Source organism: Mesorhizobium monacense (genome assembly GCF_056781675.1).
Genome location: NZ_CM165567.1, coordinates 2,589,766 through 2,615,431, shown reverse-complemented (window position 1 = coordinate 2,615,431; position 25,666 = coordinate 2,589,766). Strand labels below are relative to the sequence as shown.

The following is a 25,666-nucleotide window of genomic DNA, read 5'->3' as shown; positions in this document are numbered from 1 at the left end:
AGGGTCCAGCTTGTCCTGAATATTGAGGGTTCTGCATTGGGGCTTTCCGACATTGAGAGGGACCTCGCAGGCTGCGGTCGACCATCTTTATGTATAGCGAGGGGCGAAATACAGACCACGCGATGACGATAAGATCGGTCGCTGGAGCATCGAAACCGGTCGGCAGAGCGGAGTGATTGCAAAAGGACGCGGATCTCGCTTCCTGAGAGGATTTAATGAACCAGCGTTGCGAACTCCAAAGTCCGTGGTCAGCTCGTCGCGCTCACTGGTGAACCTTGTGTTTGCCCTAAATGGTTTGGCCAAAGCGAGGTTTGCTATCCACCACGAAACCTATGAGCGCAGCTGATCATCAAATCCGCTAAAGTGGTTGGGTCAATGCCGTCTTCGATCCTGCGGACCTTTCCCTTCAAAATAGCATCGACGAGCAACGTGTCTAACGCTTGACTTAAGTAGGGAGGAAACTAGACTGTAAAAAGCAAAATAAGGTTGTATCGTTATGGCTTCTATGCGTCGCGGATACAATCGAATTTTCACGCCCGCACAAGCGGGCGGCTACGCCATACTTGAAAAATCCTCACCTCCCCGCGCGGCCGCTTCCGCATCATCGCTAACTCTCTTTGGACTGCAATTCGCTATCTTGGGCGACGGTACCATTGTAGCGCCGGATCGCTGGTATATCGACGGGACCTGGTCAGGCATCGTCGGCGGGACGGATAGCCTCGATCTTGAGCTCGTCGCCGATGTCTTGCTCCTTTCCACCTTCAGGATGCGCTGTGCCATCTCAGTTGCTCTTGAAGACGACGGCGCAGGAAACCTTGTCCTGGCCGCAGCTCAGCCGCCCCAAAGCGCCACGAGCCATCTTCGCCTGTTTAAGGAAGGAGACGACCCGGGCACTCGCCCGATGGTTCTGGACTACGGCTATTTTGCTGTTCAGGCAGACGAGAAGGCGACTGACTGGCTTTCTGCGAGCGATGGGAAGATTTTTCTCACGGCAACGGCGGCGTCCGTCTGGGGCAGTGATCAATTGCCAATCGCGCTGAAGAGCGGCGCAGGCGCGTGGACCCTCGACCTCAGCTCAGCGCGATGCCTTGTCTCAGCCCATGACGATGCGCTTCGGCTTTCAGTTTCAGCAATTGACGCCGTTGCCTCGTCGCGAACCGATTTGGCCGAGCTTTCTGCAGCAGCCTTCGACTTTGACCTTAGTGCGATTTCAACCTACTTCACATGTCGGTTCGAGTTCCAGACGGAAGAGGATTGGCTACCTTTAGGCGCCGAACTGCTCGCCACGGTGGCCGACACCACGGATGACGGTGTTGCGGTGACCTATGGGGCGACCACCTGTTCGCTCGAGGCGACCTGGAGCGCTGCATCGCCGACCGCAACCCTCGAAGCGGTTGACTTGCTCCCCGCCGGCGGAGCGACTTACTTCAGCATCGATGCATTTTCACTCATTCAAACCGATGGAACGCCGATGCGGTTCGGCGTTCCCGGAAGGCTACCCTGCTGGGTGCGGCCGCCAAGAGCGGATCGGCCCGGTACGCTTCTCTTGGGATTCGATCGCGCCTCGGCCGGACTTTTGCAACTGGCAGCGACCGATTATCTCGGATGGGACGAAGAGCTCGTGTTCGAGGCGGCGCCTACAGCCACGCTCGATGGTGTCTCAGAGCCGTGGTCCCCGGTCATATCGGGCCTGTCGGCGGATATCTCACGGACGCTGTCCTTGCCATACCTGATCATGGAAGGCGAACCGGTTTCGGTTCGAGTCGCTCGAACCGAAGGCCGCTGGCGTGACGCCGGCCAGGAGTATGCTCCGGTCAGCGATGTCGCCAACTGGCTGTTTTCGGGGCAACGGCTTTGTCTGCCTATATGTCCGCGTATCCTGACGAAATCCGCGCCGCTGCGCATCACGCAAAAATTCAACGACGCCATAAGACCGAGACCGGGAGCTCTCACCGCCGAAAACTGGGACATTCGCCATGACACCAAGTTCCATGATCTGCCGGATCTTGGTCCTGGTCCCCTTGCGCTGGCGGGACTTGGCGGATTACCCGATCTTGACGACTTTGGCGAGAACAACACGGTCTCCGAATATAAGAGCATTCGCCAGTTCGGCGCCCTGAAGGTTTCCAAGGTTGTTGCAGCGGACGACGAGCGCAAGTCGGACATTCTGAACCGGGAAGATGCCGCGGCAATTGAGCTCGCAACTGAGGTTCCTCTCGAAACCAGTGGCAAGCTGATACTCGCATCCGGACCGGTCACCTTCGTCGCTGGGGCCGGTATGGATGACTGGCCAGGCTTTGTCGGGGTCTACGATAGCAATCTATTGGTCGCCGAAGTGTTACAGGCGAATGTCAGCGAGACCGTCTTCGACCAACTGAAAGTTCATTGTTCCGCCCTGTTTGATGCTGATGTTTTTCCGCGAGGTTGGATCGGAGCTATTCTGCTCGGGATTGAGGCCAGCACGGCAGGAGGAAGTCAGTTCGAGCTTGCGCTCGGCTCGTCTTTCGCGATCGGCTTCGTGGCGATGACCGAGGATGTCTCCGGGCTAACTTCGATCTACGCAGCGCAGTCAAACATAGAAAAAGACGATCCGCCGATGCGATCCGGCCCGGCGCTGGAAGCGGCGCTTGACGTCAGGCAGTTCGAGCTACTGATCGTCAAAAACCAGTTGGTCCGCATGTTGTCGAATATCCGCATAACCGTATGGTCGATGCTTGGCCTTGCCGCTCATAATGGCGCTGTCGAGATCGAACTTCGCGCATCGCTCGATGGTGATCAGCTCGAAATCCGGGCCTATCTCGACACCCCTGCAGTCTTGGTCGATGGCGGTCAGGCACCGATACGGTCAATCACGATTTCTTCGGTCGCCGGGAGGGCATTCGACCAGAGCGACTACGGCTTGGCGCTCAGCGCCAAGATCCTGGTCGATCCGCTGTCATTCGGAAGTGGGTTTGTCTGGTTTGGCACATCGCAGGCTGAGCAATGGATCGCGCTCAGCAACATCGTCTTGCTGCCACGTCCAGACCCGAATACCGGCTACATTTACCTTGAGCCTACATACGGCTCAATTGTCTTCCCGACTGTCAGCGAGCATTTTCACCTGACGGATATTTTTGGCGCATCAATTCGACTGACAGCGATCGGGATTTCTTGGGGCGACGACATCGTCGGAAGACGTGACGGCTCGCAGGAATTATTCTCTAATGATCCGCCAACCCAGGAGATCATCTGGTTCGAGGCAGAGCTCGATGCTGGCGGTCTGTCAACCTTTGCGCTCTCGCCCGGCGAGCGACTGAACCTTAAGTTCATGGTTCAGTTCCCGCTTACTGCGGGGGTTAGCGATCCGAACCGGTACTGGGTCGGTGTCTCAGCGGCCGCGATCCGCAACCTCACGATCAGCCTCTACCGGATCGCAACATTGCGCGCTGACAGATTGGAGCTAAGCCGAACCACGTTCGGGGTCGAGGAAATCCCCTATTTCGACCTTGTGAATGCTTCCATTGAAGTTGCGGGTCGCGCACTTGTGTCCGGAGTTACGGCGCGCATTTTCCTCGGGCGGAATGGTGATGCCGGCTTTCTCGTCTGCTGGGAGCCGAAAGCGGGAAGCGGGGCGCCACAATGGCTGCTGGCCGGCCAAAATCTGCGGCTGGAGCAGAGCGCGTTCGATGTTATCATGAATCCGAATCCCACGCCGGCGTCGAATGCCGCCTTACAAGCGCTGTTCGAACATGACAATGCCGATGCGATACTTCCAAGAGGTACGACCTCGGGTCGACAGGATGTCTCCAATTGGCTGCTGGCGACGGCATTCGAGCTGAGCGAGTTTTTTTCGATCAAGGTGCTCTTGAGCGACAGCGGCTACGCGGGTCTGACCCTGGCGGGATCCGATCTGCTCAAGGTAATCGGGCTCGGTGGGCTTTCGGTACTTTATGTGCGGGGCGCGACTCCCTCCGACGACCGTTTCGAACTCTCGGTCGCGCTACCGAAAGCAAGTGTTGGTCCCTTTGGCTTCTTCGGCGGAATGCTGCAGGTAAGCGTCACGCCAGCGGGAGACTTTCTGTTTGATCTTGGATTTCCATGGATGCGGCGTAGCGGCCTGAGAGAATGGGACCGAACCGTCGGCGCGATGGTGTCAGGTTTGCAGGCTTCTGGCGGCTTCTATGTCGAACATCGCGCCGAACACCTCATTGATGACACGCATGTCGAAGTGAGGGCTGGCTATGCCGTTCAGTGGGGGATTGGAGGACGAGCCGACTTCGGTCCGGCGAGCGCGTCTTTCCGGGCGGGATATTTTCTTGTCGCTGAAGGCGCCGCCACCTTCACGCGCGGCCTCGAGATTGAAAAGCTCTATCTTCTGGGTGCAGGCGGGGTCGTGCTCGAAGCCGAGGCGTCCGTCAATCTTTGGATCATCGCCGCGCGTATCGTCATTCTCGCGTCCGCAGAAGTCTCCGCGGCAATCCAGTGGGACAGCGGCAATTTGTTTCCGTCGCCGACGATACCGCACGCGCTCTCTGTTCCCTCAGCCGTAAACGAAACGGTCATCTCCCTGCGGCTGATCGTCGGCGTCCGGATCCAGGCCAAGGTGACCGTAGACGTCTGGTTCGCGACCAAAACCTTCGCTGTTGACGTTGAAACCGCGATTGACATGTCCACGACGATTAAGGTGCACGGATAATGGAAACGATCAACGTCTTCCTGTCGGTACGCCCGTCGCCCGCCGTCGACGAGGTTGATGGAGAGGGAAGTTTCTGGATCATTATCGAAGCGCTCGTCCATACTAGCATGGTGGAAGACTACATCAGCCGCTCGGAGGCTGCTCAGGATCTCAATTTCCAGTTCGCCGACGATACGACCGATCTTCATGCCGTTCCGTTTCCGGACGATCTGAACATCGAAATCGAGTTGGGCTTTGCTAACATCGCACCCATCAAATGCAACCTCCCGCGTCGCGACGCCTACAAGTTCAAGGACCGAGATGCGTTCGTTGCCCTCAATCGCAGCGAGAACTGGAATGGCGATCGCCAGGACAGCATGGGCGATATCGATCCGAAGTACGACAGGTCTCCCGCTTTTCGCAATCAGGCGCTGCGGCTGCTCGTGAGCCGGGCGATCCAACAGGGAGAGGATGAGAAGTTTAGAAACTTTCTGATGCGCAGCAGCGGTCTGGGAGCATCGCGAATAATCACGAAAGCGGTCTTTGACTATGACAGCATGAGAGATCAGATCATGCTGTTTGACGACGGCATAGCCGATACCTATCGAACCAACCAGCACAGCCTCGACGGCCAACTAGTGCGGTGCCCCGTTCCGACTGAGGATCCGACCAACATCACCGTCACTTTGAATGGTGCCAATTTCGATCAGAAAGTCGACTTGACGGTGGCAACTCTTGCGCTCGCCGCCCAATCGCATTTGACGAACTTTCTCAAATCACCGGTGAGGGTCCCGGAGATTACCGTCGTCCAGAATAATTTGGTGGCCAACCGCCTTTACGCTCACGCTCGGTGGGAGGAAGGATTAAAGCGCTCGATCGTCGACCCGCGGATTGGAAACATATCCACTTTTGCGGATGTCGCCGTTGACCCAAACTCGCCCTGTGCTGGCGCCCGGGGGCGCGGGGTCGTACGGATCGTCGCTCCTGATGATGCAGCAAGGTGGAACGCTACCGATTACGACTATCTGAACTTTCTCGCCTTTCGGCAGGTAAGCGGGCGCCTGCTTCCTTATCGCGGATCGAAGGGCGCTGGTGATACCGACAATAAGCTCTGGGTTTTTGAGGCGCGCGAATTGTCCAACACCAGTGACCAACTTTTTGCAACGGCTACTCTCCAGGCCGTGATACAAGCTGATACGGGAGCTTTGCTGCTCCTGAGCCAGCATCAACTGCCTCTCACCTTCATTGGAAACTACAACTTTCCCTGGGAAGGGTCATTCGACAAACCAAAGCCTGTCGCGATTTTCTGGTCAGAGAAGAAGACTGTCAGCGCGTGCGATATCGTCCTCGTCTTCGATTGCGGATTCGGCGGCGGATCACTCTTCCGGCAAACCAAACAGCTAGCTGGCGAGAAAGGCCTACGGATCTATTGGCAGGCTGACGATGATGACGGCGGCCCCCTCCCTAATGATGCCAACTGCGTGATTGTTGTCGACAACAGCGGTCAGCCCCGCCTCGACGTATCGGACCTGTCGATCCAAGTCCTCCGTATGGGCGCGGTCGACTTCGAACTTGCAAATACTGCGGCGCGCTATGAGTCTCGAGTCGATTCCATGGCCTACGCCCCGCAATGGATACCTGGATCGGGCAACCCTGTCCCAAGGCCGGGCTTCGGCGCTTTCAATGCCTACAGACCTGAGTTTGCTTGGCAAGGCTTTTCTGCCGACTTTAGTCCGTTTGCGATCGCCGACGACGCCAATACAAATCCGATCAGCACCGTTTGGCCCGACAATATCAAACGGACCGCTTTTCATTTGTCCCTCAGACAACGGCTTTGGGATGATCCAAGCACTTTGAAGATCCCTGATCTTGCCGACGCTCTTTATGGATCGCTTGGCCAGTATCTGTCTGTCGCCCATGTTTTTGAAAATCCGCTCGGGCAAAGCGCCGAGGGCATGGACGGAGGCTCGACGTTCTCCTTTGTCGCATGTCATTTCGCCACGATCGCGAGAGCCACAAGTATTCGGTTCAACAGTTCGACCGGAAGCGATGCTCAATTCTGGCTTCTTGACTTCGACGAAGCCAAACAAGAGCTCATTCTGTCGGCGAATTTGGAGGTCTTGCAGGACAGCGGGAGCAACCGCGCCAGTACCTGGATGGCCTGGAAGTACGTTGCCGAATTGGCAAACGCCGCCGATCTCTCCCTGACGGTCGATCTGCGCTATTTCGACAGTTCCGATATCGTCGCGCAGGTTCCGGGGTCGCCATCGGCTATGCCGGTGCTCAAGACGTTCCCGTTCGAGACGTTCGACGGCGTAATATCCCTGAATCCCTATCGACCCGTATTTCTCGACTGGCTGAAGAACCCGCCTGCGGCCGGGGTGACGGAAGTCGTTCGGTTTCCCCTGAGATTGAAAGGCCTCACCACTTCGAAAATCAGCGATGTCGCGCATGCAATGCGCGCACAACTCTCAATCAATCGTGCTGAAGCGACGCTTCCAACCGGCTCGGCTAGCGAACATACGCTCGCAGTCACCTATCGCCCTGGTTTCCAGGTCTTAGACCCAAATGAGGCACCTCGCCAGACCAATGATACGGCCCTTGTTTGTGCCGCCGATCAGTGGTTGGCCTCAATCAGAAGTGGGACTTCGTTTCTTTTGCCGCCCGGGGGACAACTGCTCTCCCTAACGGCGCTCGCTAAGGCGCAGAGCGACCCCGCGGCAGAATTCTTGGCTCCTTTCAAGACGGCACCTCTGCCGGCGCCTGGCGATACGATCGTCTCATTCGTCCCGATAGCGGCAAGGCCGATCGCACGCCACGATCAATTGGGCGTACTGACCGGAAAGGTCGTGGAGCGGCTCTTCGACCTTCTGGCGCTCACAATCGACTGCGCGATCCCCGCTTGGTGGGCGCGATGGATGCCCGCGGACTGGCAGACATTCTTCAACAACATGCCGAGTAGGGGAGGGGCGACAACGGGGTTCGACTATATCGCTGAAGCCTTGATCGACATGCTCGCAACGGTACCCGCCGCCGATAATCAAAGCGAGGGCGCGGGGGCGTTGATCAGTATGACGGACGGCCGCCTACAGGAGAGAGAAGCGCGTTTTCGCGCCCAGATCCGGGATCTCTTTTGGACGAACCTGGGCGAAGGCCATCACATCACCTTGGGGGTCTTTGCGCTCATGTCCGAGAGGGTTGGCGAGGCCCTGCCGATCGACCTCTGGCAGATGTCCTTTGCGCTCGGATCCTCGGGGCAAGAGAATATGTTGAAATTGACAACAGCGGTCACCGATGTGCTGCCAGCCGTCCAATTATCGAACGGTACCGTCAACACGGTCTTTGCTACGCTATCCCAACTCAATCGTGCAAAATTCCGGCACGGCGTGACCGTGCAACAAGTAGCGGTTATGCGGGGCGCTGCAGCGACCAATCCAAGCGCGCAGGGCAACCAGGCTTTCATCGATGTCTTGCAAGGGGAACTGCCCGGCGGCATCGATACGCTCAACCCGAACGATACGCGCGTCGAAGTCGCGCTACCGCCGCTATCGCAATTCATACCACCTCAATTATTGTCCGTAGCTCGCCGGCAATTGGCGAAGGGTGCAGCAGGATTGTTTCCGGCTATAGGCACCGCATTGTCCGGACGAGGACTGGAGGCAAGCTCCGTGATCTATCCACAGGGCGCAGGCGACACGACATGCATCGTGATCGGCGTCGGCCGTTCCGGACAGCAACCGGTGCCGCGTTATGACGCCAGCATCCGCGTCGCTTCATTCAAGGTGAGACTTCCTGAGGACGCCGGCTCGAATCCGATCGGCGGCGCATATTTTGAACTGCTGGAGCAACAGCCGCCTGCGAGCGATCCAAGCCTTGAGTATCGCGACGATGAGATCGCTCTACTTGAGCTCCTTGCAGGGGACACAGCCCTCGACAAGATGCCCCAGGTTGCGGGCCTGCAGCCGCAGGTCACACCTTATCAATTCTATGCTGACGGAAATTTCTCGAACATTCTCCGAGTTGCGCAACCTTATCCGAACATGGATGACCAGAAGCTCTTCGGGCTCCGCTGGGAGCGTTCTAGCGGTGGTGACTGGGTACCACGTTTCGAATTGGCTGCTACGGTGCTCTGGGCAGAGGCGGCCCTCTGCCAGGCGAGCGGTGGCGGCGACGAATATTACCTCTCGGTCGTGCTGCAATTGCCGGTCTGGTACCAGCAGCCACTCTGGCTGCGGCAAGCCCGGGGCCTCTTTGCGTTGCAAAGGGTGGGGCTTCCGTTTGTCGAGCATGCCAGCATTAGCGTTTCGGGTTTTGAGACTGCGGTGTACGCAAGTGCAGACTACGAGAACGACCCGAACCTCAAGGCCCTTCCCGTTCCGACAGTCGCTGGCGGCATCTCGGTCACGGACTTGATCAGTACATTGCTTACCGGCGATGTGATCGATCCAAACGAGCCTTGGGGACAGTTTGAGGCGAAGGGTCTTATTTCACATCGGATGAAGCCGTTGCTGCCAACTATCGGCGCGGGGGGCGTTTCAGGCTCAGTATCGACTTTCGGTGCAGACGCCTCCTATCCGTTGCTCAACGTTTACACGGCGCCCGGGAGTGCCGGTCCAATCGCGTTCAGCGGAGGGCATGTCGACATGACATTTGATGTGGCGTGGTTTTCTATCGGGAGTTCATCGCCGTTTTACGAGATTAAGGCCCGAAAATTTAAAGTCATGTAGCTGTGCCAGGAAATGGAAAGCCTTTATTCGTCGAGGTCATGGATTCTGGCCGGGACGAGGGCGATCGCGCGGTCGCCGTGGAAATTGTCAACCGTCAAATGGGGCGGACACACCTGCACCTCCGGCGATGTCGGCTGCACTTTGGCAGCATAATTCGTTGGCACTTAGCGAGGCGAACTTCTCGCCGGTACGTTGACGGCCTTTACTGCTACTGTAGGCCCGTTTCCCTGCGGGCTCGATCAAAGCAATAACGCTCGCGCTGTTTTCCTGGCATGTGCCCTTCTGCTCCCAAGACGCAGGCCTTCAGCGCCTAGCCCTCAAGAAGGCTTCGGTAATCCGGGCGATAGCCAGCCTCTCATACTCTGTACCTTTTCCGTCCGCATAGGTTACGAGCTTCAGCCAATACCCGAGGCTGTCAAACGCCGACGCGTCGCCGACAATCTGCCTGGCTGCAACGTCAACCATCTCCGGGGACGGCTCAATCTCGGAAAGCGCCGCGGCTGTGTCATTCTGAAGGATAGGATTGGGAGGAATCGCCAGCCGGTCCATTGTCGCGCCAACCATGGCCGCAAGTGCATCGATCTCCGAATCGACGATCCCATCCGATCTTGCGATCCACATCATCAATACGGCTGTCGCGCGCGTGGCGGTCATCAGCTTCGATCCGATCTCGACTGAAATGTCCGGAGCAGGGATTGGCTTCTCCAGTATGATTGTCGCACTAGGTGTTGGTGCCATTCTTCGCTTGCGGCGCGGCAGGGCACCATCTGGCAAGGGAGGGGCTTCTCTGAGGTTTGTTGGTATATAGGCTGGCATTGCGCCGGCGAATGGCCGGGGAAGACCCTGGAGCCACAGGAAGACCTCCATGGCCATCCATGCGTCCTCAAACGCTCCATGCGTCTTGTCCGTCCGAGCTAGGCCGATTTGGGCCAACACGGCGTTGAGGCCGGAGCGTCCGCCGATCTTCTGGCGAAAATCCTGCATGGTGCAGAAGAATGGTCGTCTAGAGAGCGGTGCTCCGGCAAGCTCAAATTCGGCTTCGACAAAACGTTGATCAAAACTGGCATTGTGAGCAGCGATCATTCCGCTCTCCTCAAATAGCCGCCTAATGTCGGCAGCGTGCATGTCGAAGGGATCCTGATGCCTCAGAAGCCAATCGGAATAACCGTGAACCTCCTCGGCGCGAGGATGACTTTTCCTGCCGGGATCGAAGATATAGTGCCCCAGCTGTAGATCGAGTTTTCCGGAAGGTAACGAGGCCGTTTTAAGCTGCACTAGACCGAGGCTTACGACACGATCGGAGCTGAAAAACCCTGTCGTCTCTACATCAACGAACAACAGGCGCTCTGGTAGCTGCATAATCTGGTCCCCCGCGCAGGAGCATCAGGGAAATCATCGAATGGTGCAAGTCATCCCGTCAGCGCCGGCTACAGACGATCGATGGGGAACCTTCGAACAGTATTTAATTTGTCGGTCGCATTGCAGGCGGGCCGAAGGCCGAATGCTCTCGGGGCGATGCCAACAGTCCGAATGGCCCTAGTCGCCTTCGCGCTCCACCTTGACGATGACCAGATCGTCGGCCTCTTCATCGTACTCGTAGGCAACTCCGTCCAGTCTGACCCCGCCCTCGTCTGGCGGCAGGGCCGCTGCTCCGTCAGCATGGTCTTCACATGCGACGTATAACATTCGCTTGTCGCGAAGGCTTCCCGGCTTGCCGCAAGACTCGCAAAATCGGTAGGAGCGCGAATCTGCGAGTACCTCTGCCTTGTCCAGCGCAAGCCTAATCTCGGGGGTGACAATGCCCGCTGCCGTAGCGTCGATCCTCAAGCTCCCGTACTTCTCAAAAACCCGATCGAGGTTCAGTCGAGTGCCCACAGGCAATGCCTGGGCTATCTCACCGAAATATTGATCCAGAACCCGTTCCCAGCCGACACCGCACTGGAATGTCATCGTAGTCGGAATGAGGTCCGGATATTTCGCTTTCAGCCGGATAAAATCGGTCATTCGTCTGCCTGCCCAACGTGACCTCGATGCTTGCGCCCGAAGCCGTAGCAAACAGGAAGTGAAGGTTCCGTTCATCGGCGGATATCGCCAGACAGGTCAGCCGGCCAGAGGCATAGGCACCCGTGTCTATGGCGATCCGGTATGGCCTCGAGTCCGGTATGCTGTCCGACGTCGGGGTGTGGCCGTGCACGATGATGTGCGACAGCTGCCCCTCATGATCGAGGAACCTGTCCCGGATCATCATCAAGTCCCTTGGAGCCTGGTCTCCGATGGAACGGGAAGGATCGATTCCTGCATGAACATAAGCGAAGCGATCGTCGACGACGATCGGTGAAGCATCCGTCAGCGCTTGCAGGTGATGCGGATAGTTGGTGCGAAACATCCTCGCTGCATCCCGGATGTTGCCAACGGACAGGAGGCCATAGGACGCCATCGTCTGGTAACCGCCGATCCGCATCAGCCATCTCCCGAACCTCTCCTCGTCAACCTGGTCGGTGGTCATGAAGTCCAGGAAATAGGCGTCGTGGTTGCCCCGGATCAGCCGTGACAGTGGCCACCGAGCGAGGGTGTCGCAGACGAGATCCATCGCTTCGCGGCTGCAAGGGCCGCGGTCGACGATATCGCCGAGGAACAGCACTCGAGGTTCGGCTCCGGACGCAGATGCGTCCGCGACAATGGCGGCAAGAAGTGGCTTGAGGAGGTCAGCACGGCCGTGAACGTCGCCGATGGCGTAGGTGGTGTGAGGCAAGCGGGTTCCTTTCGGAACGACGCTTACCGGCAGGTCATTGGTTTTCTCTTAAATCCGCTTCATTGGCCATACGGACGAACAGTCAAGGCAGACTGACTCAGCAACGGCCGCCCCGGAACCGGGTGTTCATCTTTCCATGCTCAATATGCTTGACGATCACGATATGGGACATGGCAGCAGATGAGCAACGCGCGGCAGTTAATGGCGGAAGTTCGCGCGCGAATGAAATTACGCGAAGAAGCCTATCTGGAAGACCGCCACCGGAGGGTGGCAATCGCCATAGTCGAGATTCCAGTAGTTAACGGGCCCATGCCATTTGCGGAGTCCTTGGCCCTGTTGAAGGCGTTCGATGAACAGCACGAGGGCGCTGAACACGAATCCGTTTCCGCCAGTCTGGGCGCATCTAAGACGCTGCTGACCGACCAACCCTCATGTGCATCGCCGGAATCTGGCGGGACGGTGCGGACGGTGAGCCGCCCGACTTCACTATGCTGACGACGGAACGGGATCCGGACATCGGGCTGTCTCAAGATCGTCAGATAGTGGTCCTGAAGCCGCAGGATTGGCCAGAGTGGATCCATCTAACCAAGGCCGAAGGCGAACTCCTTCGGCCTTTACCTGTCGGCTCGCTCAAGGAAGAGACCGTGCGCTGCGGGCAGACTGATTGCTATTCAGGCTTTGCGGGCTGCCCCGGCCTACCCCCGACCATTGTTGGGCCGGGAGTCCGGTTTCAGTCGGCGTTTTGCGGTTAGCTGCCGCTCCGGTGTCGACCATTTCGGAAGTTCTAGGCATTTCGGCCGCCTCCTAAAAAGCAACCACTCCCCATGCTTTTCTATCTTGCGAATATCGTTCGGCATCAGCTTCTTCTGCATACTCGTGAGAATGATGACGAACCGCAAATCGGGCACTCCAAACCGGGAGAGAATTGATGGTCGTTAAGGCGTTAATCGACCATCCGGTAGCGGATTGGGTTTACAGGCGGGCCAATGAGCAACTCTCAGGCCGGGCCTTGTCGTGTGCGGTGAACGCTCGGAACCACCTGGTTCGGGCGCAAAAGATCGCTGACGCCGAAATTTCGAGTACCATCGCCTACTTCTGCGCGACACACGCCACCGAAGAGGCGGTCGCGGCGTTCATCACTTCCGCGAAAATGCATGGCTACCGGAAGCTGGCCGGGAAAGTGAATATCCATGACCATGCGCAGAAGGCGGTGGTATCAGCTTACGCTCAGATCATTTCGGGTCATGCGGAAGAGTTGAAGCTGGTGGTAGCTCACAACCCTGCTGCGGATGACGTCCTGGCAAGGATCAGGATCGGAGGCGAAGAGACGGTCTATCCGCTGCGGCTCCGGCTTTTCTCGTTCAATGAAGATGGTGAGGACCCGTCCTCAGAGGCTGCTTTCGATGCCTTTAGAAGTTGGTTTCCGGACCGAGCAGCCATGGTTGAACGCGTTCGCGAAAGAGCGAGCTTTCGGGATAAAGCACTTTATGCTGGTGATGACGGCGGACCCGCTCTGTCGCGCCAGCAACTGGACGACGGACTTCGTGAGCACACACTCCTGACGCTCGGCCTCATCTGGGCTGCGATGGACGTCACCAGCCATAAAGAACCAGAGCCCTTCGTCGTGCAGGTTCTCGGCGCGATATCGACCGTTATCGACCAAGTAAGACCTTCGAAGGTCTGCAAACACTGCGGAAAGTAATGTCAGACACCGTCAATCACCACTTCATTCCGCAGTTTTATCTAAGGGGCTTCAGCGATGCGGTAGACCGACGGAAGTCCCAGGTTTTCGTCTTCGACCAGTCGACGAAGAAGTCGTTCCGAACGCTGGTCAGAAACATCGGAGCACGACGGAACTTTTTCCGGATCGACGTCGAGGGTTTTGACCCCAATCACGTCGAAGACGGCATGGCCGAGATCGAGAGCGAGATCGCACCGCTTCTCGAGGAAGTAATCGCCACGAAGAGCTTTCCCTCCGAAGCTCATTTTTCGTCGGTCATGATGCTGATGGGGAATATGGCCGTCCGCAATCCTCGTTTCCGTTCGATGATCGAAGACCTTCATGTGAAGGTTGCGAATGGCATGATGCGGATGACGATTAGGGATAAGGATCGCTATCACGACTCAATCAGAGATGCTCGGGAAAAGGGCGCACCAATCCGAGATGACATCAGCTACGAGGACATGAAGGAATTCATCGAGCGCGGCGAATACAACATCGCGATCGATCGGACCTACCTCATAGGCTTGGAGCTCGACTCGGTTCCGACGGTCGTCGAACAACTGGCTCGCAGAAGCTGGTCATTCGGTTCGGCGCCGCCAGGAACCACCTTCATGACCTGCGACGACCCTGTCGTCCTGGCTTGGGCTGATGGACAGGATAGGGGGCCATACTCTCCCGGGTTTGGAGTGCCTGGCACGATTGTCATATTTCCGATCGCGCCAGAGCTCGCGCTCATTGGTTTATTCGTCAAACAGCCGCCGAACCGGAATTTCGGCTGCGACCAGGTGGCCGACATGAATACGAGCATCGCAAAGAATGCCACGAAGCAGCTCTATGCCCGTGACGGCGAGTTCCAGATCCACACAAGGTCGGCTCTCTACACCAGCGGGAAGGATCTCCCCACCGTGTTGGCTCAACAGGCGAAGGCGAAAGTACAGTGGCATGGAAAAGAAGCGTGAGCTGAAATTTGGCGACGACATGGTCGGAGCTCTCAGCAATTGGGGTGAGAAAGCTCTCATTCCAGTGTCGATCGTGGGCGGCCGGCACATGGAGAGGAGAAACGTCAACAGAGGAACTTTCAAGGAAAACGACATTAAGTTGACGGAAGCGCACGCATTCGCCTGCAGTGCGTTCATGAATCTCGTTTCGCGAAGCTCCGGTAAAAAGATTGATGAAGATCCGAACGCGAGCCAGCAGATCAACCTGCTGTCGCATTTTATGCAGGGCATACATCTCTGCGAGGAAGCGATCGCCGAGGGTCTCTATGTCCAAGCGGCTACCCTGCTGCGGCAGGAGCACGAGATCATTTCAGCTGTCCAGGAGCTGGGGATAGGTCGCCGTAAAGAAGGGAAGACGCCGCACGCCACGATCGGCGTTCTGAAGAACATGGGCAAGGTCTACGGCGATCTCAGCGGGGCGGCGCACGTATCCCAGTCTCAGCTGCTCCACGACATCGTCGAGATGGAGCGCGGAGAACTTCGGGGGCCGTCGGCATTCCCGATCTATCACCGAGACCTGGCCCGAAACCTCTATTCACTGCATGTCTGCTACATCGTGCTGATGGGTCGTCTTACGAGTGAGATCCATGATGCCATCGGCCTTGGCAGGGCCTCGGAAGACGAGGAGAAGATGATGGTTCTGGCCATCGCTACACTGCACGCAGAGGGCCTCATCGATATCGAAGAGGCCCCCTTGGATAAGCCGATCGCGGAGCCGGAGAAGGCAGCTGAATAGACAGCCTCGTCCAGAGGGGGGACTTCGTCTCCGTTCACATCCTCGGTCATTACCACCTGCTCGACCTCGGCACCGGGAAAATGTTCCGTCGAGTTGTTGATCGCCGACAATCTGACGCTGGATACGAAACGTCGTGTCTGTTCAGATTTTTCAGATCACACTTCCGTTTTTCTTGGTCCATTTCAATATGTCCCCAACCGCTTTAATAAGCTGCTCGGGTGTCGCGTTTGCATCATTGAGAATGTCGAATGAACGCCTTGGCATGGTGCCGAAGACACCAGCAAAGTCGGTGTTGACGACTTCCCATATTTTCCGGGCCGCACCGCCTGTAGCGCCGATTGGGATGGGCGTTCGTCCCAACGCTTTCAGTATGTCGTACTCGGCGACCACCCCGTCGGCAACGACAACGGAGTCACCGTCAATTTTGGCGCCGCATATGAAGACGCAAGCTCCCGCTTGGCGGACGAGATCTTCCCGGTAGCGACGGTAGAATTCTTGCCGATCCTGTCCGGGCGGAATGAGCTGCGGGAAGGGCCGGAGGAAAAGCCGACGCTCAAGATTCGGAGCGACATCACGATAGAGTTCATCGAGCGCGCCTGACAGGGTCGCACTGCCGACAACGAGGCCGAATCCCGACACAATGCGGTAGTTCTCGTGGATCAGAAATTTGCCCACGCCTTGAGCCACCGCCTCGATCTTTCTCCGATAGTCGGGTTCTCCTTCGGGAAGTACCTCAGGGTAGCTGCCGGATACCATCACGCTTGCCGCGGCGAGCCTCTGCTCGACAGCTTTCATTAGCTCATCCAACTCTGCCCAAGCATCGACTTCGATGCATTGGATACCGTAGTTTTCCAGGTCCTTGACCCACAGCTTGTGTCGGCGATCTGCATACGCGAAACGCGCCTTGGCACCGCGACCTTCGAAGTCTCCCTGTTGCGGACGCCTGACGACCGCATAGTGCTCAGGTGGCATATCGCCGAATGAGTCCCGGATAAGAGTGAACAACTGGGAGAGATTCGGGTCCGTGAACGAAAAGCCAAGGAACAGCATGCGCCGGGAAACAAGGTGGCTGTGCAGCAGGTTCAGGAACTCGCCGCGCTCACGGCGGTAGCCTTCATAGTCCCCTTTGGCAATCACGACATCAGACGGATTTCCCACCGTACCGTGCATTTTGTACAGCTGCGCGTGTGCGGCAGGGTTGTTGATAACGAGATTCTGCTTCGCCGTATTCACCTCGAGGAAAAGCCGTTGCTCCCGCCACGCTCGTTCGAGAAGCTCGTCGTAATTCGTGGTCCAGATGTGTTTCAATGGGAGACGGGCTAGCGTGTGAAGGATTTCGGGGATTGGCTTGTCAATGCCGATCTCCTTTGAGATCAGGCTAGCAAGCCGGGTGCGCTTTCTCCCCGCGCTGTTCAGAAAATATTGCACCACTCCCGGAAGATCGGTTTCCTGGTTCACGTCAAGGCCGATCTCCTCCGCCAACTCTTGCACGAGGTCTTTCCAGCTCGGATAGCCCGCACCTGTCGATAGGCCGGCTCCGACAAACAGCCCCGCGTTTTCATGGTGCAGGGCCTGAACGTATTCCTCGATGAATTTCTCGTGGCGCATCAGGCGAGACTTCTTCCTGACTAGACGCGCGCCGTCATCAGCCGTTCGATTCGCCGCCCAAGTTCATCGGATGTCGTGAAATCAATGACAGGGGCGCGGTAGCTGGTGAGCAGTGCAGGGACGAAACCGGGACTGTCTACCGAGCCGAACTGGTCACGGAGATGGTGAATGCGAACACCCAAAAGCAGATTGCGACGAAGTGCGGACTGCTCGATCTCATAGGCAACATATTTCCGGGATGCCGTCTGGGCCCCAATGCACACAACCGTAACGCTGGTTCGTTCCAAACCCTTGTCGATCAGGCGCTTGATCGCGGTATCGCCTTGACGTTTGGCCTCTTCCCAGAGGGAGGCATCGTGCCACCCGGCGGCGGCCGCGCCGTCGATGATGTTGCTATTGCGAACGATGTTCACTCGCCAAATGTCGCGCTGATAGTGGAAGCTGAAAAATGTGCGGTATGCCATTGGTGCTCCTATCGTAGGTAGGACAAAGGATCGCGCGACGCGGTGGCCCAGAATTTGAGCGGAAATGAAGTTGCGAGCCCGTAGACCTGCCCGGGTGTCATGATCCGCCGCAAGAGTTCTGGTGTCGCCGAGACCTTCAGCTTCTGCATCGCGTCGATCTCTACTACCGGGTAAAGACCAAGGAACTCGCGACCGCGGTAGGGATCATTCACGCTCCGAACAACGGGAAGGACGCCCACCTTGCCCTTGGCGGCATCGAACCATCCCAGTTCCCAGCACATCCATTTCGACTGGTCAGCGTTCTGGGTGTCCAGAAAAAGGAGTGAATCGCTGTGCTTCATTTTCTCGCGAACGTAGTGCGCATTCTCGGGTGTGATGTTTGCGCGATCAGTGTCAGGTGAGTCGATCCAATCACAGAAAACAGTCAGACCGAGGTCTTCCGTCAGAATTGCGTAGACCCCCAACACAAGTTCTCGATCCCTGATGGTCTGCGACAAGAACACGTCGTAGCTGCTCTTGTCGGCCCTCGCGACGGAGTTCAAGGCTTTCTCCACGGTCATGCCCTGGCGTTGCGCCCGGCTCTGGGCGCGGCGCCTAACTTGGTCCTCGGTCAGAAAAGCCAATCCGGCCCCCTTTGAATTTCGTTTCGCTCCCAAGAATCATTTGCCGGGCGCCGAGGCGCCCGGAATCTTTATTTCCTCGTCAGGGTAAGGGCCTAGGAGTTCGGATGGGCACTACCCGCCCGGATCCCCTACTGATTGGGACGGCACACCTTGCTGCGTTTGCAGACATTCTCGGCTGCAGAAGGACAATCCTCTTTGCCCTCCTTATTGATCGCTCGCCCCTCGGAACGGCGGAAAGCATGTTGAGGCGTACTGTTGTGTCTTTCGAGGCGGTTTAGCTGGAAATGTTACCAAACTATGCGCGCACCGATAGTAAGCCGAGGCGGCATCAGTTCTCAGCTGCACCCGCTCGTAGCACCGCAGGTGTCGCACTTCTCACAAGTCCCGTTCCGCACCATCGTAAAATTCTGGCACTCGGAGCAGGAATTGCCGGTGTAGCCCTGCAGCAGCGATTTGGCGCGGCGGTCGGCGGCGAGTTTCTTCGCCTCGGCTGCTTCGTTGGCTGCCGCGTCGGTGAACAGCGCCGCGGTGGCGTCGGCGGTACTGGAAGCCGCATCCACCGCCTCTTCGAAGGCGATGTCCTCGGCCAGTTCCTTCGCCCGCTCCTCATAGTCGCGCTTGTAGCCGGTCGCCTGGTCGGTCTTCAGCGCCGTTGCCGTAGCCGACGACAGTGCCAGCACGTTGGAGCCCGAGAAGGCCGACGGTGCCGAGCGGGCAGGGGTGGTAGCGGGAGAGGGACTTGAACCCCCGAACCCTTTCGGCTCGTTGCCGATCGCCCGCGACACCAGCTTCACCGGCGAGCCGCGGGTCAGGCCCTTGGAGACGGCGTCGGTCTTGCCTTCGCTGATGCCGCGGCCAAGCGCGGTGTTGGAGAAGTCGGACTGGTCGACATGGGCGAGGTCGTTGCGGCCGAGATAGGAAATCGCCAGCTCGCGGAACACGTAGTCGAGGATCGACGTCGCGCTCTTGATGGCGTCGTTGCCCTGCACCATGCCGGCCGGCTCGAACTTGGTGAAGGTGAAGGCGTGCACATATTCGTCGAGCGGCACGCCGTACTGCAGGCCGAGCGAGATGGCGATGGCGAAGTTGTTGAGAAGGCCGCGCAGCGTGGCCCCTTCCTTGTTCATGTCGATGAAGATCTCGCCGAGACGGCCGTCGTCATATTCGCCGGTGCGCAGAAAGATGGTGTTGCCGCCGATCTTGGCCTTCTGGGTGTAGCCCTTGCGGCGGCCGGGCAGCTTTTCCTGCTCGCGCGAGACGCGCTCGATGATGCGCTCGACGATCCGCTCGGTGATCTGCGCCGCACGCGCCGCAGCCGGGGCCTGGATCAGTTGCTCGACCGCATCGTCCTCGTCCTCCTCGCCATCGGCGAGCAGCGAGGAATTGAGCGGCTGCGACAATTTCGAGCCGTCGCGGTAGAGCGCGTTGGCCTTCAGCGCCAGCTTCCACGACAGCATGTAGGCGCCCTTGGCGTCTTCCACCGTCGCTTCGTTCGGCATGTTGATGGTCTTGGAGATGGCGCCCGAGATGAAGGGCTGTGCCGCCGCCATCATCAGGATGTGGCTGTTGATCGATAGCGAACGCTTGCCGATCTTGCCGCACGGGCTGGCGCAGTCGAACACCGCCAGGTGCTCGGCCTTGAGGAACGGCGCGCCTTCCAGCGTCATCGCCCCGCAGACATGGATGTTGGCGGCTTCGATGTCCTTCTTCGAAAAGCCCAGTGCCGGCAGGATCTCGAACGAGAAGTCGTTAAGCTGCTCATCGGTGAAACCAAAGGTCTCCTTCACCCAATCGGCGCCCAGCGTCCACTGGTTGAAGACGAACTTGATGTCGAAGGCCGACTTCAGCGCGGCGTTGAGTGCTGCGATCTTGTCGTCCGAAAAACCCTTGGCCTTGAGCGAGCCGGGGTTGATCCCGGGCGCCTGGTTGAGGTTGCCGTGGCCGACCGCATAGGCCTCGATCTCGGCGATCTGGCTCTCCGAGTAGCCCAGCGTCCGCAGCGCTTCTGGCACGGCGCGGTTGATGATCTTGAAGTAGCCGCCGCCGGCGAGCTTCTTGAACTTCACCAGCGCGAAGTCGGGCTCGATGCCGGTGGTGTCGCAATCCATGACCAGGCCGATCGTGCCGGTCGGCGCGATCACCGTTGCCTGCGCATTGCGGTAGCCATGCTCCTCGCCGAGCTCGATGGCGCGGTCCCAGGCGGCCTTGGCGTGCTCGGCAAGCGCCTGCTGCTTGAGGTCGGAGGCGACCAGCGGCACCGGGTTGACCGCCAGCTTCTCGTAGCCGTCTTTGTCTCCGTAAGCAGCACGGCGATGGTTGCGCATGACGCGCAGCATGTTCTGCGCGTTGCGGTCATAGTCGGGGAAGGCGCCAAGCTCGGCCGCCATCTCGGCCGAGGTGGCATAGGCCGTACCGGTCATGATCGCGGTGAGTGCTGCGCAGATGGCGCGACCCTCGTCCGAGTTGTAGGGGATGCCCGAGGTCATCAGCAGGCCGCCGATATTGGCGTAGCCGAGGCCGAGCGTGCGGTATTCGTAGGAGAGCTTGGCGATCTCTTTCGACGGAAACTGCGCCATCATGACGGAGATTTCCAGCACGATGGTCCACAGCCGCACCGTGTGCTCGTAGGCGGCGATGTCGATCGTGCCGTCGGCATTGCGGTAGGGCAGCAGGTTGATCGAGGCGAGGTTACAGGCCGTGTCGTCGAGGAACATGTATTCCGAGCACGGGTTGGAGGCCCGGATCGCACCGGCCGAGGCGCAGGTGTGCCAGTCGTTCATCGTCGTGTTGAAGTGCAGGCCCGGATCGGCCGAAGCCCAGGCGGCATAGCCGATCTTTTCCCAGAGCTCCCTGGCCTTCAGCGTCTTCAGCACCTTGCCGTCCTTGCGGGCGGTCAACTGCCAGTCGCCATCCTGCTCGACGGCGCGCAGGAAATTATCCTTCAGCGACACCGAGTTGTTGGAGTTCTGGCCGGAGACGGTGAGGTAGGCGTCCGAATCCCAGTCGGTGTCGTAGGTCTTGAACGACATCGAGGTGTAGCCCTGCTTGGCGAACTGGATGACCCGGTAGATGTAGTTCTCCGGCACCGCGTCCTTCTTGGCCAGCTTGATCTCGCGCTTCAGCGCGGTGTTGATCGCCGGATCGAAGCAGTCGTCGTCATGGCCTTCGCAGTTGACGCAGGCCTTCATGATCGCTTCGAGGTGCTTCTTGACGATCTTGGAGCCGGTGACCAGCGAGGCGACCTTCTGCTCTTCATTGACCTTCCAGTCGATGAATTCCTCGATATCGGGGTGGTCGGCGTCGACGATGACCATCTTGGCGGCACGGCGCGTCGTGCCGCCCGACTTGATGGCGCCCGCCGCGCGGTCGCCGATCTTGAGGAAGCTCATCAGGCCGGACGAGCGGCCGCCGCCGGACAGTTTTTCGCCTTCGCCGCGCAGGAACGAGAAGTTGGAGCCGGTGCCCGAACCGTATTTGAAAAGGCGCGCTTCACGCACCCACAGGTCCATGATGCCGCCTTCGTTGACGAGATCGTCCTGCACGCCCTGGATGAAGCAGGCATGCGGCTGCGGATGCTCGTAGGAGGACTTCGACTTGGTCAGCTTGCCGGTGAACGGGTCGACATAGAAGTGGCCCTGGCTCGGGCCGTCGATGCCATAGGCCCAGTGCAGGCCGGTGTTGAACCATTGCGGCGAATTCGGCGCCACGCGCTGGGTGGCCAGCATATAGGCAAGCTCGTCGCGGAAGGTGCGGGCGTCTTCCTCGGACTTGAAGTAGCCGCCCTTCCAGCCCCAATAGGTCCAGGTGCCGGCCAACCGGTCGAAGACCTGGCGGGCGTCGATCTCGGAACCGTGCCGTTCGGCCTCGGGCAGCTTGGCCAGTTCCGCCTCGTCGGCGACGGAGCGCCACAGGAAGGAGGGAACGTCGTTCTCCTCGACCTTCTTCAGGCGCGCAGGCACCCCGGCCTTGCGGAAATACTTCTGCGCCAGGATGTCGGCGGCGACCTGGGAAAACTGCGCCGGAACATCGATGTTGTCCAAGCGGAACACCACCGAGCCATCCGGATTCTTGATCTCGGAAAGCGCCTTGCGGAATTCGATCTCCGCATAGGCGGATTGTCCTGGCTTGGTGAAGCGACGCTCGATGCGCATTGGTCCTATCCCTTTTGTCTATATATAGCGCTTTTCCCCAGGGATTTCTGCCCCCAAAGCGAAACGCGCAGTCCGCCGTTGGCCGACGTCTTGACAACGCCAGCATCTCCTTTCGCAGCTTCCGCCCGTCTTGCTGGCCAGTCTCCTTGCGAAGCACCTGTCCAACCCGCTGGCGAACCCCTGCGGGTCCTCAAATCTGAAACTTTTTGCTCGATTCCCCCGATCGAGGAATTTCACATTATCTAGCGTCGAACCTGCCTGCAAACACTAAATATAGTGTTAACAGAGTATTTTTTCCAGTCCGACAATTCTCCCTTTTCGCCACCCCTGGCCCCATCAACCCCAACGCTTCCGCCGGCCTCGTAACGGGCGGAAATGCGGGCAAAACGCACAAATTCCGGGAAAAAAGACCGGGCTCAGAACATTCCGGTCGCGCTCTCAACAGGAGCGCATGGCCTATAAAAGGCGACTCGTTTTGCGCCGTCAAGGATTCGTTTGCGTAGCTTTTATGACCCCAATATCTTGTGTGTCACACATGTGGATAACGGGGACAGATATGCGCCGCTGAAACCCCGGTGTGCCCGGCCTTTGCGATCATGGTGCCTCGCTTCGGCAGCCGCGCGCGAGGCTGCGGTGCCGACGCCTTTTCATTTAGCAATCTATGTTCTATGTCTGCCCGTCGCGCGGGGGCGCGTCTTGTCAACCGGAAAAGCATCCGCTACGCCCCGCTCATGACAGTTACCGTCCGTTTTGCCCCATCGCCGACCGGCCGCATCCATATCGGCAACGCGCGCACCGCGCTGTTCAACTGGCTGTTCGCCTTGAACAACAAGGGCCGCTTCATCCAGCGCTTCGACGACACCGATATCTCCCGCTCGACGCAGGAGTTCGCCGACTCCATCCTTTACGACCTGCACTGGCTGGGGATTTTCCCCGATGTCACCGAGTACCAGTCGCGGCGCGTCGAAATCTACGATGCGGCGGTAGAGAGGCTGAAGGCGGCGCGTGTGCTTTATGCCTGCTACGAAACGCCGGAAGAGCTCGATCTCCGCCGCAAGGTGCGCCGCACGCGCGGCCTGCCGCCGGTCTATGGCCGGGAGGCGCTGACGCTGACGCCGGAACAGTTGGCCGAATACCAGTCGGACGGCCGCAAGCCGCACTGGCGCTTCCTCCTGCCGAATTTCACCAGCGATCCGCTGCAGCCCGAGCGCACCGAAATCCACTGGAACGATCTGGTGCGCGGCGAGGAAACCGTTGATCTTGCGTCGCTGTCCGATCCGGTGCTGATGCGCGAGGACGGCACCTATCTCTATACGTTGCCTTCCGTGGTCGACGACATCGAGATGGGCGTCACCCACGTCATCCGCGGCGACGACCATGTCACCAACACCGGCGTGCAGATCGCCCTGTTCCGGGCGCTGGAGGCCGTGCCGCCGGTTTTCGGCCACCACAATCTCCTGACCACGGCGTCGGGCGAGGGGCTGTCGAAGCGCACCGGCGCCCTGTCGATCGAAAGCCTGCGCGAGGACGGCGTCGAGCCGATGGCCGTCGCCTCGCTGGCCGTGCTGGTCGGCACCTCCGAAAATGTCGCCACCATGCCTGACCTGACCGAGCTTGCAGGGCATTTCGATCCAGCCGCAACCTCGAAATCAGCAGCCAAGTTCGATCCGGACGAGCTTTTCGTGCTCAATCGGGCGCTGATACACCATATGCCGTTCTCCGAGGCGCGCGACCGGCTGATCGTGCTCGGCATTTCCGGCGACAAGGCCGAGCCGTTCTGGCTGGCCGTGCGCGGCAATCTCGACAGGCTGGCCGATGCGGTTCAATGGTGGCGCATCCTCGGCGACGGGCCGCAGGAGCCGCCGGAGCTTTCCGGCGAGGACCGCGACTTCCTTCGTGAGGCGTTCGACCTGTTGCCGGAAGAGCCGTGGAACGGCAGCGTCTGGAAGGACTGGACCGGAAAGATCAGGGAAGCGACGGGCCGCAAGGGCAAGGCGCTGTTCATGCCGCTCAGGCTCGCCCTTACTGGACAGCCTTCCGGGCCGGAGCTTGCAGATCTATTGCCCCTGCTGGGTCGGGAAGGAACGTTGGCCCGACGACCCTGACCTTGCGCTGATCCGGCGGCAGTGCCGACACCGGCGATGTGGCGGGCTTTTCGGCCATACGCTTGATGGTGTCGCGGTCGAGCCCGCCTTCGGCATTGGCGAGGGTCTCGGGATCGGCGCCCGGATCCGGCTTGGCGCCCGGCATCGGAACGAATGGCGTGGTCGCCGCATCGGGAGCGGACTGTTCTGGGCTCGGCGGATTGCCGGCGATGATGTCGAAATTTCCGGCCTGCGCGTTGCAGCCGCAGGCCGGCTGCCGCGATATGTTGGACTTATAGAGATAGGCCGTCGGCAATTCGCTATAGCGCCTGCCAGTCGCCGACGATGTCATCGCTCCTGAATCGTCGTCCATGCCGCGCGTGTAGAAAACCTGCATCTCGGTGCCCGGGCAACTCGACTCACAGTTCTTCTGGTCGCGCTCGAAGTCGCCGAGCGAGGCGGCATTCGACATCGGGAAGAAATAGCCGTCGCAGGTGCGCACGCACATGGTGCGGAACTCGCCGCTCAGCCGAGGCAGGTCCATGCCGTCGGGCTGGTTGATCACCCGGCTTATCGCACGCTCTTCGTCCGGATAGTCGGGCTGCTCGAGCGCGTCGAGATGGCCGCTGCCGCCGAAAAGCTGGTCGAACAGGTTTCCGTTGCCGCTTTCGCGGGCCGCTTCCTGGACCGGGGCGCGGCGTGGCGCCATCTTGTCCTCACGACAGCCATTGGCGTCGAGCGCCGCCAGGATGCGGCTGCGGTCGCGTCGCGTTCCGCCGCCGGCAAGCCGCTCGCGCTTTGACTGCAAGGCGTCGAGATTGGCATTCATGCGATCGATGGTGGCGTTGAGTGCGGCGCATTCGCTGACGTTGCGGGAAAACAGCGAGAAGCCGCAGCCGGCATTGCTCGCCTGTCGGCGCGCCTTGGCCAGTTGCTGGCGCTGGCGGGTGATGGCGTCATCATATTTGCGGATCAGGCCCGGCTTGCCGCCGCCACCATTCGATATGGCCGCAAGCTGTGCTTCGAGCTGGCGGCAGGCGCGCGAGGCCGCTTGCGGCGACGTGACGGTAACCGCCGACGCTGCCAGCGCGCCAAGCAGCGCGGCAAGGTGCGTCAGCCTCAACCCTGCGCCCGCCATGTGCCCCA

At 59.1% G+C, this 25,666-nt stretch carries 15 protein-coding genes; 7 read left to right on the top strand and 8 right to left on the bottom strand.

The genetic code is table 11. The features are described 5' to 3' along the window. The first annotated feature begins 637 nt into the window (after window positions 1-637). On the top strand, window positions 638-4,675 hold the full coding sequence (locus AC1RUK_RS12570) for a hypothetical protein (RefSeq protein ID WP_481835372.1): 4,038 nt from the start codon (window positions 638-640) through the stop codon (window positions 4,673-4,675). Continuing rightward, window positions 4,675-9,381, top strand: coding sequence for a hypothetical protein (locus AC1RUK_RS12565; RefSeq protein WP_481840257.1), 4,707 nt, complete (start codon window positions 4,675-4,677; stop codon window positions 9,379-9,381). Before AC1RUK_RS12570 ends, AC1RUK_RS12565 begins: the two co-directional genes overlap by 1 nt. A 303-nt stretch (window positions 9,382-9,684) precedes the next feature. Here the strand turns inward: AC1RUK_RS12565 and AC1RUK_RS12560 are convergent, their stop codons facing one another. The 3 genes from AC1RUK_RS12560 to AC1RUK_RS12550 all read right to left on the bottom strand — a co-directional run bounded on the left by AC1RUK_RS12560 (window position 9,685) and on the right by AC1RUK_RS12550 (window position 12,133). Then, on the bottom strand, window positions 9,685-10,740 hold the full coding sequence (locus tag AC1RUK_RS12560) for a 3'-5' exonuclease (protein WP_481835374.1): 1,056 nt from the start codon (window positions 10,738-10,740) through the stop codon (window positions 9,685-9,687). 177 nt (window positions 10,741-10,917) lie between these two features. Further along, window positions 10,918-11,067, bottom strand: coding sequence for a hypothetical protein (locus AC1RUK_RS12555; RefSeq protein ID WP_481835375.1), 150 nt, complete (start codon window positions 11,065-11,067; stop codon window positions 10,918-10,920). 208 nt (window positions 11,068-11,275) lie between these two features. After that, window positions 11,276-12,133 carry a metallophosphoesterase gene (locus AC1RUK_RS12550; protein WP_481835376.1) on the bottom strand — a complete coding sequence of 286 codons (858 nt, stop codon included), beginning with the start codon at window positions 12,131-12,133 and terminating at the stop codon, window positions 11,276-11,278. A 180-nt stretch (window positions 12,134-12,313) separates the two neighbouring features. Between AC1RUK_RS12550 and AC1RUK_RS12545 the strand changes: the two genes are divergently transcribed. The 4 genes from AC1RUK_RS12545 (at window position 12,314) to AC1RUK_RS12530 (ending at window position 15,590) form a co-directional block, all read left to right on the top strand. Next, the gene (locus AC1RUK_RS12545) at window positions 12,314-12,628 is read left to right on the top strand and encodes a hypothetical protein (protein WP_481835377.1); all 315 of its coding nucleotides are present in this window, start codon (window positions 12,314-12,316) and stop codon (window positions 12,626-12,628) included. 433 nt (window positions 12,629-13,061) lie between these two features. Next, window positions 13,062-13,835 (top strand): hypothetical protein, encoded by a 774-nt coding sequence (locus tag AC1RUK_RS12540; protein ID WP_481835378.1) that lies wholly within the window; start codon window positions 13,062-13,064, stop codon window positions 13,833-13,835. After that, window positions 13,835-14,815 carry a DUF4238 domain-containing protein gene (locus tag AC1RUK_RS12535; protein ID WP_481835379.1) on the top strand — a complete coding sequence of 327 codons (981 nt, stop codon included), beginning with the start codon at window positions 13,835-13,837 and terminating at the stop codon, window positions 14,813-14,815. The genes AC1RUK_RS12540 and AC1RUK_RS12535 overlap by 1 nt, the downstream gene beginning before the upstream one ends. Then, complete coding sequence (locus tag AC1RUK_RS12530; protein ID WP_140584153.1) at window positions 14,799-15,590, top strand: hypothetical protein; 792 nt, start codon at window positions 14,799-14,801, stop codon at window positions 15,588-15,590. Before AC1RUK_RS12535 ends, AC1RUK_RS12530 begins: the two co-directional genes overlap by 17 nt. Before the next feature lie 150 nt (window positions 15,591-15,740). Here the strand turns inward: AC1RUK_RS12530 and AC1RUK_RS12525 are convergent, their stop codons facing one another. The 4 genes from AC1RUK_RS12525 to AC1RUK_RS12510 all read right to left on the bottom strand — a co-directional run bounded on the left by AC1RUK_RS12525 (window position 15,741) and on the right by AC1RUK_RS12510 (window position 22,436). After that, the gene (locus tag AC1RUK_RS12525) at window positions 15,741-17,198 is read right to left on the bottom strand and encodes an SIR2 family protein (RefSeq protein WP_481835380.1); all 1,458 of its coding nucleotides are present in this window, start codon (window positions 17,196-17,198) and stop codon (window positions 15,741-15,743) included. Between the two features lie 20 nt (window positions 17,199-17,218). Then, complete coding sequence (locus tag AC1RUK_RS12520; RefSeq protein WP_140584156.1) at window positions 17,219-17,662, bottom strand: TIR domain-containing protein; 444 nt, start codon at window positions 17,660-17,662, stop codon at window positions 17,219-17,221. Between the two features lie 8 nt (window positions 17,663-17,670). Next, window positions 17,671-18,285, bottom strand: a complete 615-nt coding sequence (locus tag AC1RUK_RS12515; protein WP_481835381.1) for a hypothetical protein — start codon at window positions 18,283-18,285, stop codon at window positions 17,671-17,673. 335 nt (window positions 18,286-18,620) lie between these two features. After that, complete coding sequence (locus tag AC1RUK_RS12510) at window positions 18,621-22,436, bottom strand: vitamin B12-dependent ribonucleotide reductase (RefSeq protein ID WP_481840256.1); 3,816 nt, start codon at window positions 22,434-22,436, stop codon at window positions 18,621-18,623. A gap of 731 nt (window positions 22,437-23,167) precedes the next feature. Here AC1RUK_RS12510 and AC1RUK_RS12505 point away from each other — a divergent pair. Further along, entirely contained in the window at window positions 23,168-24,541 is a 1,374-nt protein-coding gene (locus AC1RUK_RS12505; RefSeq protein WP_481835383.1) for a glutamate--tRNA ligase, read from the top strand. On the opposite strand, the gene AC1RUK_RS12500 is transcribed toward AC1RUK_RS12505, so the two are convergent. Then, window positions 24,459-25,658, bottom strand: a complete 1,200-nt coding sequence (locus tag AC1RUK_RS12500) for a DUF2865 domain-containing protein (RefSeq protein WP_481835384.1) — start codon at window positions 25,656-25,658, stop codon at window positions 24,459-24,461. The genes AC1RUK_RS12505 and AC1RUK_RS12500 overlap by 83 nt on opposite strands. Window positions 25,659-25,666 lie beyond the last annotated feature (8 nt).

Coding starts and splice junctions, on each gene's coding strand:
- AC1RUK_RS12565 (WP_481840257.1), top strand. CDS start 4,675: ATGGAAACGATCAACGTCTTCCTGTCGGTACGCCCGTCGCCCGCCGTC.
- AC1RUK_RS12560 (WP_481835374.1), bottom strand. CDS start 10,740: ATGCAGCTACCAGAGCGCCTGTTGTTCGTTGATGTAGAGACGACAGGG.
- AC1RUK_RS12555 (WP_481835375.1), bottom strand. CDS start 11,067: ATGTTATACGTCGCATGTGAAGACCATGCTGACGGAGCAGCGGCCCTG.
- AC1RUK_RS12545 (WP_481835377.1), top strand. CDS start 12,314: ATGAGCAACGCGCGGCAGTTAATGGCGGAAGTTCGCGCGCGAATGAAA.
- AC1RUK_RS12540 (WP_481835378.1), top strand. CDS start 13,062: ATGGTCGTTAAGGCGTTAATCGACCATCCGGTAGCGGATTGGGTTTAC.
- AC1RUK_RS12535 (WP_481835379.1), top strand. CDS start 13,835: ATGTCAGACACCGTCAATCACCACTTCATTCCGCAGTTTTATCTAAGG.
- AC1RUK_RS12530 (WP_140584153.1), top strand. CDS start 14,799: ATGGAAAAGAAGCGTGAGCTGAAATTTGGCGACGACATGGTCGGAGCT.
- AC1RUK_RS12525 (WP_481835380.1), bottom strand. CDS start 17,198: ATGCGCCACGAGAAATTCATCGAGGAATACGTTCAGGCCCTGCACCAT.
- AC1RUK_RS12520 (WP_140584156.1), bottom strand. CDS start 17,662: ATGGCATACCGCACATTTTTCAGCTTCCACTATCAGCGCGACATTTGG.
- AC1RUK_RS12510 (WP_481840256.1), bottom strand. CDS start 22,436: ATGCGCATCGAGCGTCGCTTCACCAAGCCAGGACAATCCGCCTATGCG.
- AC1RUK_RS12505 (WP_481835383.1), top strand. CDS start 23,168: ATGACAGTTACCGTCCGTTTTGCCCCATCGCCGACCGGCCGCATCCAT.
- AC1RUK_RS12500 (WP_481835384.1), bottom strand. CDS start 25,658: ATGGCGGGCGCAGGGTTGAGGCTGACGCACCTTGCCGCGCTGCTTGGC.